This is a genomic window from Arthrobacter sp. B6, assembly GCF_001663775.1.
GTDB lineage: Bacteria > Actinomycetota > Actinomycetes > Actinomycetales > Micrococcaceae > Arthrobacter.
Genome location: NZ_LQAP01000023.1, coordinates 1 through 748 on the forward strand (window position 1 = coordinate 1; position 748 = coordinate 748).

Annotated in this window: 1 protein-coding gene; it reads left to right on the forward strand. The window is 65.6% G+C overall.

The features are described 5' to 3' along the window. Positions 1-748, forward strand: a 748-nt coding sequence (locus AU175_RS20980; RefSeq protein ID WP_156642546.1) for a catalase, incomplete at both ends; no start/stop codon positions are given.

The window sequence follows — 748 nt, forward strand, 5'->3', positions numbered from 1 at the left end:
GCCGGAGCGCGTAGTGCACGCCAAGGGCGGCGGCGCGTTCGGCACGTTCACGGCCACCGAGGACATCTCGGCCTACACCAAGGCCGCGTTCCTGCAGCCGGGCGTTGAGACCGAGATGCTGATCCGTTTCTCCTCCGTCGCGGGCGAGAACGGCTCCCCTGACACCTGGCGGGACCCGCGCGGTTTCGCCGTGAAGTTCTACACCTCCGAGGGCAACTACGACCTCGTGGGCAACAACACCCCGGTGTTCTTCATCCGCGACGGCATCAAGTTCCCGGACTTCATCCACTCCCAGAAGCGCCTCCCGGGCACCCACCTGCGCGACGCGGACATGCAGTGGGACTTCTGGACCCTGTCCCCCGAGTCCGCGCACCAGGTCACCTGGCTCATGGGCGACCGCGGCCTGCCCGCCTCCTGGCGCGAAATGCAGGGCTACGGCTCACACACCTACCAGTGGATCAACGCCGCGGGCGAACGCTTCTGGGTCAAGTACCACTTCAAGTCCAACCAGGGCGTGAACACCATCACCGGTGACCGCGCCGAGGAACTGGCCGGCTCCGACGCGGACTTCTACATCCGCGACCTGGCCGAAAACATCGAAGCCGGCAACTTCCCCTCCTGGGACCTGCACGTCCAGGTCATGCCGTACGAGGACGCCAAGACCTACCGGTTCAACCCGTTCGACCTCACCAAGGTCTGGCCGCACGCGGACTACCCGCTGATCAAGGTCGGCACCATGGAACTGAAC